Here is a 12,055-nt window from a genome sequence, read left to right on the forward strand (position 1 = left end):
TAAGATTGCCACAGCTGAGCCAGGGCATATTCAATCGCAAATAGCGCTGGCTGAGTATAGGCCGTTTGGTTGAGTAAAGATGAATCCTCATCACGGACCTCTGTTCCTTGATCGTTGGGACTTAGCCTTGGATAGAGAACCTCTAGCAACGGCACATCCAGATAGGGCTTTAGGATCTCATTACATTGCTGTATTGCTGCCCGAAATGAAGGTTCCGCTTGATACAGTTGGCGACCCATATTGACATACTGAGAACCTTGGCCGGTGAAAAGAAAGGCCATTTTCATTGTATGGGCACTATTGAAATGGCCTAAAACTAGCCCAGGGACATCTTCGCTAGTGTTCAGATGCAACAGTTTTTCTGCCAATTCCTGTGGATTAGAGGCCATCGTAGCCAGTCTATAGTCGAAGTGGGCTCGTCCAGTGTGAGCGGTATAACAAATATCTGCAATATCAGTATCTGAATGGGTTTGCAGATACTGATGATAACGACTGGCTAATTTTGCTAAAGCAGGTTGGGTTTTCGCGGACAACGTTAAAAGATGCAAGGGGCGATCGCTCACTCCTTCCCGTTTGACTGGATCCGGTGCCTCCGCCAAGACAACATGGGCATTTGTGCCACTGATGGCAAAAGAGCTAACCCCCGCCACTCGTTGTCCCTCGACTGGTGCCCAAGGTGTTCGCTGAGTGACCACCTTGAGAGGAATATTTTCCCAATCAATATAGGGGTTCGCATTTTTAAAATGTAAATGAGGCGCAATCTCTTGATGTTTGAGTTGCAAAATGATCTTGATCAATCCAGCAATTCCTGCTGCCGCTTCCAAGTGACCAATATTTGTTTTGACAGAACCAATGGTTACCGGATGTTGATGATCACGCCCCTCCCCAAACACACTAGATAAAGCTCTCACCTCCAGTGGATCTCCCAAAGATGTCCCTGTACCGTGAGCTTCCACATAACTCACCTGAGAGGGTTCTATTTTGGCAGCTTTTAAAGCTTGCCTCAGTAGTTTTTCCTGAGCCAGTTTATTCGGTACCGTTAATCCACTGCTGAGCCCATCATGGTTCACAGCTGAACCTCTGATCACTGCCCAAATGTGGTCACCCTCTTCAAGGGCATCGGAGAGACGTTTGAGGACAACCATGCCACACCCCTCGCCTCTACCATAGCCATCCGCAGCAGCATCAAAAGTTTTACAGCGTCCATCAGGGGCAAGGGCTTTCAACTTGGATAGTGTGATGGTCATGATCGGAGAGAAAATCAGTTGTACCCCTCCGGCTAAAGCTAGTGTAGACTCACCTAAACGTAGACTTTGACAAGCTTGATGTACAGCTACCAGAGACGCTGAACAAGCTGTATCTATTGCCACAGATGGACCTTGCAATCCTAGAAAGTAAGATAACCGACCTGCTGCAAAGCAAAACCCATTTCCTGTGCCATCATAGGGGCTAATCTTTTCTAATTGGTTGAGGCTCAGATGCGCATAATCGTTTTGACCAATGCCCAGAAACAACCCTGTCTGAGTACCTTCTAATGTCTGGGGGTTAATTCCTGCTCTTTCGAGTGCTTCCCATGTGACTTCCAGCAGAAAACGCTGTTGTGGGTCAAGGCTATTTGCTTCTCGGGGGGAAATACTAAAAAAGTGAGGGTCAAACTGATCAATTGAATCAATTAATGCAGCATGGCGAATATACATTTTCCCTGGCATATCAGGGTCGGGGTCATAGAGCTCATTGATATCCCACCTTTGCGGTGGAATTTCCCCCACAGCATCTTGACCCTTTCGTAACAGCTGCCAAAAGCTTTCTGGCGTATTGGCATTTCCCGGGAATCGACAACTAATGCCAATAATAGCAATAGGTTCAGTTGTGGAATACTCTATTGCTTCGAGCTTTGCCTTCATATCTTCTACGGCTCGAAACGCTCTCTTGATTGGAGAAATCGATGGCTCCTGTTCTTGTTTTTTCATATTTACATTAATACCCCATATCGCTTAATTTTTCTATTAGACTTGCTTCCACTTCCTCATCAGATAAAATATGCAAGTTGAGCTGTTTTTTACTTGCATTTTGTTCTTGAGTTATTTTTTCTATCTGATTGTTGTCGTAATCATCTAGTGACCACTGCATGATCTCTTCAGAAATGTATTGGGATAATTTTTCAATCGTTGGATATTCAAGGGCAATGGTTGCAGGTAAGATAGCTGCTAATTGAGTTTGCAGTCGGTTATTTAACTCTATTGCCATGAGAGAGTCTATCCCCATTTCTGCAAAACCTAAATCCATTGCAGGTAATTGAGATTCACCTAAACCTAGCAATTGAGCCACTTGTGATTGAAGATAGCTGCTTAAAATTGCTGGGCGTGCACTAACAGGTAAAGCTTCTAGTTTCTTTAAGAGCTCTCGGTTTGCCTTTTGTTTGAGGTTCTGTTGCTCCCGTAATTTCTCTTTCCGGAAGAGATAACGTAGCAAGGAACTACGGTTATTTCCCCATTGATGTGCGAATACAGACCACCGTACAGGGATTACACTGGTCTGTATAGATTGATTAAGGAGCAGTTGTTCTAATGCCTGTACCCCTTGTTCTGGGGAAATAAAACTCATACCAACTGCTTCTAGCCTTGTCTGATGTTTATCGCTTAAGCGGGTTGCCATCCCGCCTTGGAGCCATCCTCCCCAATTGATACTTAGCCCTGGTAGTCCCATTCCTCGACGATAGTGAACAAGGGCATCCATGAAGGCATTTGCTGCTGCATAGTTTCCTTGACCTGGAGAACCCAAGAGTGATGCGATTGATGAAAAGCAAACAAAAAAGTCCAAGGTCAGATGTTGAGTTGCTTGATGTAAGTGCCATGCTCCTTTCATCTTGGGTGCCATCACCTTGATTAATCTTTCCCAATTCAGCTGCTGTAATATGCCATCATCTAACACTCCAGCGGCATGAATGACCCCTTTTAAGACTGGGAAAGAATCTTGAATATGCCGGAACAGTTGAGCAACGTCTTCTTCTATAGAGATATCTCCTAAAATAAGACTAATATGTGCTCCAGTTCTTTCTAATTCTTGAATGGTATCAGTTGCTATTTTTGATGGCTCATTGCGTCCAGTTAAAACTAAATGCCGAGCTCCTTTTGCCGCCATCCACCTCGCAACATGCAACCCTAAAGTACCGGTTCCTCCAGTAATTAAGTAAGTGCCTTCAGACGATAATGACATCACAGAATATTCAGTCAGAGATTGCTGAACTAAACGAGCAACATAGGTTTTCTCTCCGCGTAAAGCGAGATGATCTTCCTCTGAGTCTCCTGATACCCGTTGAAGTAACAATTCTGCTTCATTGTCTGGCGCTTGCGGATCTAAATCGACTAAGCCTCCCCATAGTTGTGGATGTTCTAGAGCCATCACCTTACCTAGACCCCATAATGGAGATGTGGCGATGGTAAGTTTGTCTGCCTGGGAAAGGATTACCTGAGCACCTCGGGTAACAAACCATATTTGGGGAGAGTGGATGTTGAAGTTGTTGATTATTTCTGGAAGTAGGTATAGTACACTGGCGCATCCCCATAATTGGACTGATTCAAGTGTACTAATAGTTAAATCTTGGGTGTATGGTGCATCTAAACTCCACAGATGAATAACTCTTTGCAATGGTAGTTGTATCGTTTCAATAATCGTTTGGTAGAGTTGCTTAAAATGCTGATGAAAAGCAGGGTTGAGTTCATAAATCCCTGATCCTTGGTACTGATAGTGATCGGCACGATAAACCAAACTGCACTCATGTCCCTGCTGCTGCAAGAGGTTCGCTAACGTTTTTCCTATACCAGTGGTATCTGCCAAAATCAACCAGTGACTTGGTTGAGGGGTTGACTGCTTTTGGTTATCAGATAGGGGTATCCATTGAACTTGGTAGAGCCAATGGTTGAGGGTAGAGGCAACTAATTGTTGTTGATGTTGTTGAGTCAGTACTTTTAATATATCTGGTAATACTTTGAGCTGTTCTGATGAAAGTTGACCAACGTCTTCCAATTTTTGGGCTAGTGCTTCCGTATTTCCTTCATTGAGTAGATTAACGATTGTAGTGTTTTCTACTCCGGAAGCACTTTGATGCGTATCCACGGAGGCATCGATCCAATATTGCTGCCTCTGGAATGGATAGGTGGGTAAGGCTACCTTCTTTCCACCATGCTGCTCAAACCCAGACCAATCTACTTTGCTTCCACAGACATACAACTGCGCCAAGCTAGAGAGGATCTGCTGCTCATCGTCTACCGTCGGACGCAGAGAAGGTAACCACACTCCTGTCCCTTCTGGAAGACATTGACGCCCCATCCCCAACAAAATGGGCTTGGGACCAATTTCTAGAAAGCAGTCATACCCAAGTTCAGATAATGCTTCCATACTGTTGGCAAATCGAACTGGTTGACGAATGTGATTGACCCAGTACTGAGCAGTGGCGATTTGTTCGTCTGCTTTTGCCCCCGTCACATTTGAGATCAAGGGAATGCCAGGGGGATGGTAGGTCAGCTGTTTAGCCACCGTGGCAAACTCTGCCAATATTGGCTCCATTAGAGGAGAATGAAATGCATGGGAAACCTGTAAGGACTTAGTTTTCACCCCTGCTGATTCAAGCTGGCTGGCGATCGCACCCAAGACCTCAGCAACACCTGAGATCACCACACTTTCAGGTCCATTAATAGCTGCAATAGATATCTTCTCGGTATGGGGGGAAATTAGCGATCGCACTCTCTCTTCAGAGGCCATCACTGATACCATCGCTCCTCCGGCAGGTAGCTGCTGCATCAACCGGCCCCGAGCAGCAATCAGTTTTAGTCCGGTTTCTAAATCAAAGACCCCAGCAATCGTTGCTGCGACATACTCACCTACACTATGCCCCATTACCACCGCTGGCTGAATTCCCCAAGACTGCCACAATTGAGCTAAAGCATATTCGATCGCAAACAAAGCCGGTTGGGTATAGGTCGTCTCATTCAGCAGAACCGCACCCTGTTCATCCGCTGTTTTCGGATACAGAACATCCAGCAAAGAAGTATCTAACTCAGACTGTAAAATCTGGTCACATTGGTCGATCGCATCCCGAAACACAGACCGAGTTTGATACAGTTGCTGCCCCATGTTCAGATATTGCGACCCTTGACCAGTGAACAAAAAAGCAATTTGGGATCTAGCTGATGCTGAGGTCTGCCCTTGAGCACACTCAGGAACTTGCTCAGGGCTGAACTCACCGTCATCCAGCACATTTGCCAGTTTTTGACGTAGATCGGGGAGCGACTCACTCACAATCGCTAACCAATGTTCAAAGTGCGTCCTCCCCACATGAGCCGTATAACAAATATCTCCAAGTTCTACTTCAGCACTTGCATTTAGATAACTCTGATAGCGCTTGACTAACGCTTGCAGTGCAGGAGCTGTTTTGGCTGAAAGGGTGAGAAGATGATGCGATCGGTCCTCAAGCTTGGCTCCATCTTCGTTTCTGGTTTTTGGTTGGGCATTTTCTGGTGCTTCCTCCAAAATCACATGGGCATTTGTTCCTCCAAACCCTAAGGAGTTAACACCGGCCCGTCGAGGATGACCATTCCTCTCCCACTCAGAGAGCATTGTATTCACAAAAAACGGACTATTGGCAAAGTCAATTTTGGGATTCGGTGTTTGGAAATGAAGACTAGGGGGGATTTGTTTGTGGTAAAGAGCAAGGACTGTCTTAATCAAGCCCACAATGCCGGAGGTGATTTGTAAGTGCCCCACATTGGTTTTGACAGACCCAAGGGCACAAAACTGTTTGCGCTGAGTTTTAGCCTGAAATGCTTGGCTCAGAGCACCCAATTCGATCGGGTCTCCGAGCAAAGTTCCTGTGCCGTGAGCTTCCACATAGGTAATCGTCTCGGGATTGATATTGGCAGTTGCAATTGCCTCGGCCACCACTGTAGTCTGTCCCTCCCCATTGGGTGCGGTATACGCAACTTTGTTGCTCCCATCGTTATTAATGGCAGATCCCTTAATAACCGCATAGATATGATCTCCATCTTGGAGAGCTTCCTCCAGGCGCTTCAAGGCAACCAAGCCAACGCCATTGCCAAAAATAGTTCCTTCTGCTTGGGCATCAAAGGCTCGACAGTGGCCATCGGGAGATGCTATGAGCCCTTCTTGGTGGAGATGTCCAACTCGTTGGGGCACCTGCACTGAAACACCTCCCGCAAGAGCCAAGTCACATTCTCCATTAAGCAAGCTCTGGACTGCTGTGTGAACTGTAACGAGTGAAGTTGAGCAAGCCGTTTGAATATTGACACTCGGTCCAGTCAGGTTCAATTTATGGGAGATGCGTGTTGTCAGATAATCTTTATCATTAGCAAGTACCACCTGCAGGCCGCCCATAGAGTCGGGAGTGAGTACTCGTAAATCATCATGTTCATCAAAAGTGTCACGGTTGGGCAGAAGATTATGAATGAAATAAGTACTTAACATTGCTCCCGCATACAAACCAATAGAGCCTGAATAAGTCAGAGGATCATACCCTGCATCTTCCAAGCTTTCCCAGGCACATTCCATCAATAATCGTTGCTGGGGATCCATAAATTCAGCTTCTCGGTTAGTATAGCCAAAGAAGTGAGCATCAAAATATTCCACATCAGAAAGAATTGGACTTGCTCTCACATAATTAGGATTACTTAAAAGCTTCGGATCAATGCCAGAAGCTAATAGTTCTGAATCTGAGAAAAAGGTAATGGACTCCGTTCCATTCTGTAAGTTCTGCCAGAATTGATCGAGATTATCTGCGCCAGGGAATCGACCTGCCATGCCAATCACCGCAATCTCTGTTGAGTCCGCTTTACGAACTTCTTGGCGAATCTGTGCCCGTGCATACCCCTGTTGGGCTGCTGAATCTTCAGGTTGCGTCTGGGTGAAATATTGAGCCAACGCCTCGATAGTGGGATGACTAAACATCTCTGCAATTGACAATTCTTTGCCAAAAGATTCTTGCAACTGACTTTGTAGCGTTAACAGTAAAAGGGAATGACCACCTAATTCAAAGAAGTTCTCTTGCAAGCCAATTTTATCTAAACCGAGGACATCTTGCCAAATATTGACAATTACCTGTTCTACCTCAGTTTGAGGTAAGGCTAAGGCTGTTTCCTGAGATCCCATAATTCTTAGAGACTGTCCTACTGTCTCGATTAAAGGATCAAATTCTCCTGCTTCAAATTGCTGCTTTAACTTTTGACGTTGAATTTTTCCAATTGCTGTTTTAGGAATAGATTCCTTACCAACCGGTAGGAGATAATCGGGATTAATTCCTATATTTTGAACGACAGCACCTCTAATTTTTTTTATTAGTCCTTTGAGAACTTCTGGATTGGTCTCAATATTTGCTTCAACCGCACTAAAGAAAATCGCAAGTTGATCTGATGAAGACGAATTCGTTTTACCTTGTATAGCGCAGGCAGCTGTGAAGGAAATTTCAACTCCATCCACTTCTTCCACTACTGCTTCAATTTCATGGGCAGGGTAATTAACTCCATTGATCAAAATTACGTCCTTATCTCGCCCTGTTAAAACAAGATATCCATTCTCTAGATAGCCTAAATCCCCCGTCCTAAACCAGCCATCCGCAGTAAATGCAGCTTGATTTATCTCAGGGTTTTGATAGTAACCACTAGTGACTGATGCCCCTTTAACTTGGAGCTTACCGATCGCACCTTCATGAACAATTTCATTATCATCATTAACAATTCGCAGACAAGCACCAGGAATAGGAAGACCCAAACCAACAAAGGGCATGTCATCTGAAGTATTACTGAGTGAAAATTGATCGGACCAAGTAATGCCTCCAGAGGTTTCTGACATGCCAAAAGCTGGACGTAATACCGTTTCTGCTAATCCTTGTCGCTTCATTAATTTCAAAAATCTACGAGCGACTTTAGGCGAAATTTGTTCTCCTCCATTCACTAAGAAACTGATCGATGACAAATCCCATGACCCTGCTTCAGCATCTTGAACCAAGTCATTAATGAGGGAATATGCAAAGTTTGGTCCCCAAGAGATTGTTGCTTGATGTCGTTCAATCAAAGCTAACCAATGGAGTGGGTTTTGCAAAATATATTTAGTTGGTGCATGAACTTGTTGGCAGCCTAGTTCTACGGCCATAACGTTCAGCATAATAATCCCCCCCACGTGATCTAGGGGCATCCAATTCAAGGTTACCGCCTCAGAATCGAAGTGATTCATCTGGATCGTGCCTGCAGACTCACTCAAAATATTTCTATGGCTCAACATGACTCCTTTTGGGAGTCCAGTACTGCCAGAGGTTAACAAAAGCAAAGCCAATTCATCTGGTTGCCCTCGGTAAATTTCTTGAGTTGGATCTTGCTTCCTTAGATCTTCAATGACACCTGTCTGAAAATCCCTCAAATTTAGATGAGTTGATAGAGACCGAATCTCAGGAGCAAGCTCTCGGTTGGTTAATATCAGCGGATGCTCTAGCATCTGCCATGCATTGTGTAACTTTTTAGTTACATTATTTAATTGCTGGTAAGTAGGGGCGATAGATAGAGGTACAGGAATAAATCCACCTAATAGACAACCCCAAAAGGCTGGAATAAAATCATGTCCTTCTTCCAATTGCAATATCACCTTATCTTGTGGTTTAAGATCCCATTGTCTTAACCCTGCCAATATCCTTTTGGCATCTAATAGTAAGTCTTGATAGGATTGGTATTGTTCTGAGCCATCCGCCTGAATATATGTAATTCCTTTATTCGTTAAAGCTGCTCGCGGTAACAGATCGCATAGAAGTGTTGGAGAATTTGATGGGATATTTAATGAACCACCAAAGCTGGTGGAAAGTTTATGATTTACCTCATCATAGTTTTTTTGATGTATACCCATAGGATTATCCTTCATGCGTTTAGTGCCACTTTTCAGCAATCAATTACAATTCTACCTCGATGATCATAAATATATTAATGCACTTTACTTGCCAGCAAATCCCTCTCTAAGATAGACGATAGTGTTTTTCGATCGGTTTTTCCAGAGGATAGCTGAGGAAATTTTTCCATAACGACAATCTGCCTCGGCACCATATACTGTGGTAATTCTTGGTTTAAATGCTCTTTTATTTGTTTCAATGCACTATCTTTTGATGTCTCATTTGCCAACATCAGAGCCGCAGCCAACATTTTTTCTCCATACTTAGATTCTAGCGTCACTACCTCTGAATTTTCCACCCAATGGAATCTATTAATGACTTGCTTTATTCCGTTGAGGTGAACTCTATACCCACCAACATTTACTTCATTATCATTCCGTCCGACGAAGAAGAGGTTACCATCTGCTAGGTACTTACAAATATCGCCTGTTTTGTAGCAAGTTGTCCCCTTGAATTCAACAAGTCTTTCTTTACTTTGCTGCTCCCGGTTCCAATAGCCCGCCATGACCTGAGTGCCACCGATCAAGAGTTCTCCTGGTATTTCTGGATCGTAGATCTCCTGATTCTGCTGATCTACTAGATATAGCTTAGCATTTTTCAACGGTTTGCCAATAGGATATAGCTCGCGACGATTTGGATCTCGATCGCGGATGATATAGGCTGCACAAGCACAAGTTCCCTCAGTCGGTCCGTAGCCATTGATAATTTTTATGTTCTCACCCTTTCCCAACCATTTTTGGATCACTTTGATATCGGGAACATCTGCACCAGTTAGAATTGTTTTGAGATCTTTAAGGATAACATCGTCGAACTCTTTTGTTTGCGCAATCAAGCCTAACATTGAACCGAAAGCAGCAAAATGAGTTACTGAGTTATTTTTGATTACCTCAAACAGCAACTCATGTAAGACAACATCACTATATAAATATAGCCAGGCTCCTTGGTAAAGGGGAAATAGTATATCTATTACTGATGCATCAAAATGAAAAGGTGAGAAACTGACACAACGTGAATCTTCATCTACATCATAAAACTCTCGAGTTCCCTCAAAAAAATCTATGACACTGCCATGCTTAATCAATACTCCTTTAGGATCTCCAGTTGAGCCCGATGTATAAATGCAATAAGCAATATCTTCACTTTCAATTTGTGGCAATCTATCTTTTTCCTCTACTGTGCTGTCGGTGATTAGAGGGTGTAATTGCTCGATTAGAACTATTTTCACTTCCTGCGGAACATTTTCGCTGACCAAATGCAATAATTCTTGGTCTGTCAATATCACACTAGGAATAATTTCTGTAATGATTTTATTAAGACGATTGACAGGCATCTTACCATCTAGGGGCACATGGATGCAGCCTGCCTTAAATATGCCCAGTATACCAACCATGAGTATAGTCTGCTTACTGGCTAGTACCACTACGCGATCGCCTTTTTGACAACCCATCTCGATTAACTTTCGTGCAAAGCGGTTACTAGCTGCCTCCCAGACACCATAGGATAATTCAGTTTGTCCATCTGTTATTGCACATTTATGAGGAGATTTTTTACTATGTCTTGTCACAAGATTAGCAATGTTTTTACCCATGGTGATTTCATCCTTTTATATGATGGTTAGTAAGCTATGATTTTTGCAATGCTACTTTCGTCGAACAATTATCATTAGCCTTAATATATCGCTGTAATTCTGTGCAGATAGTGTTAAGCACTAACTCTTCTGCACTGTGCAGGAAGAAATGGTCTCCAGGGAAAGTATATAGTTCAAACTCCCCCTTAGTTTGTTCTTGCCAACTATACATACCGCTCTTACTAACAAATGAATCTTCTGTACTATATAAAGCAATGATCCGGCAGTCCAGTGGCTCTTCATCTTTATAAATATAAGTTTCTCCCAGTTTGATGTCCGATCGGAGGCGTGGAAGCAGCAACTCAAACAATTCCTCATTTTGAGCAATCACTTGAGGTATCCCGTTATAATCGCGAATTGCTTGAGCAAATTCATCATCAGGCAACTGGTGCATATTTGAGGATTCTTTTGGTCTTAGCTGGGGAGCATCAAACCCTGAAACCATTAGAAATTGGGGTTGTCCGAGTTCTTGTTGACGTAATAGCCTAATCAAGTCGAAAGCAATCAATGCACCCATGCTATGACCCATAAAAGCAAAGGGTTTGGACAGAAACGGCGACAACTCTTGAGCTAGTACAAGATTAATGTCCTCAATATTGGACATTAACGGTTCATAACAACGCTTTTCCCTGCCTGGTAACTGAATTGCGACTAACTCAACTTCATCAGGGAGCGCTCTCGACCAATCCTGGAAAATAGAACCCCCTGCACCTGCATAATGAAAGCAAAATAAACGCATCTTGGATGCCTCACATTTTGGGGTTTCATCAAAAATTAACCAGGATGAATCATCTGTTTGCATTGGCTTATAACTAATATGTTGCCATGAAGGTATGCTAGGAGGTTCCTTTCTTAGAGAGCCAGTCAAGAAACCGGGGTTCTTTTGAGGAAATACTGATATTTCCTTGTCCTCCTCATGGGAAACCCGGTTTGCCGAGAATACTTGACAAATTCTCTACAGAGGTTGTCTCACTTTGTTGTGTTTGTAAGTATCTTCCCCAGCCACTAGAACAGTTGAATAGCGATCCAGCATAAACTTTTCCCCAAAGTGCTCAAAAGAATCCCAATCTGGATATACTCTCACATCTGTTGATACAAAGCGTGTTGACCAACCGTAACGTATCGATGATTCAGAGGTATTTGGTTCAGAACCATGCATACAGCGAGAGGTAAACAGGAAAAATTGACCCGGTTCCATCTCCAAGTGTACCGCTTGGGATTCATCTGGTTCCCAATTTGGATCGAGTTTCAGTTTATCGTAGTCATAGCCATAGAAACCTGATTTTTGGCCTTTGGTGAGTTTTTGGTTGATATTATCTGGCTCAAACTTAATGTTCCGATGTTCGTCAAAGTACCAGGTAGTGTGAGTACCAGGCATGACTTTCATACAACCATTTTTTCGAGTGGCTTCACTGAAGGTTACCCAAGCAGTCAGTTCCCAAGGTCCATCGTGAGACTCAGTAGGAACCAGCTTCGACTCTCCCTCA

The 12,055-nt window shown here is 43.6% G+C and carries 5 protein-coding genes; all 5 read right to left on the reverse strand.

Going from position 1 to position 12,055, the window contains the following annotated elements:
- A partial coding sequence (locus F6K20_RS07765; protein ID WP_287294316.1) for a type I polyketide synthase occupies positions 1-1,970 on the reverse strand: 1,970 nt, incomplete at its 3' end.
- 7 nt (positions 1,971-1,977) lie between these two features.
- Positions 1,978-8,901: a type I polyketide synthase gene (locus F6K20_RS07770; RefSeq protein WP_287294318.1), complete on the reverse strand. Its 6,924-nt coding sequence runs from the start codon at positions 8,899-8,901 to the stop codon at positions 1,978-1,980.
- A gap of 74 nt (positions 8,902-8,975) precedes the next feature.
- Positions 8,976-10,529, reverse strand: coding sequence for an amino acid adenylation domain-containing protein (locus F6K20_RS07775; protein ID WP_008178620.1), 1,554 nt, complete (start codon positions 10,527-10,529; stop codon positions 8,976-8,978).
- A gap of 34 nt (positions 10,530-10,563) precedes the next feature.
- A complete protein-coding gene (locus tag F6K20_RS07780) occupies positions 10,564-11,370 on the reverse strand; it encodes a thioesterase II family protein (protein WP_008178622.1) in 807 nt (268 codons plus the stop codon).
- A gap of 153 nt (positions 11,371-11,523) precedes the next feature.
- The coding region (locus F6K20_RS07785) for a chlorinating enzyme (protein ID WP_287294320.1) at positions 11,524-12,055 on the reverse strand (532 nt) is incomplete at its 5' end.

Source organism: Moorena sp. SIO2C4 (assembly GCF_010672485.1).
Lineage (GTDB): Bacteria > Cyanobacteriota > Cyanobacteriia > Cyanobacteriales > Coleofasciculaceae > Moorena > Moorena producens.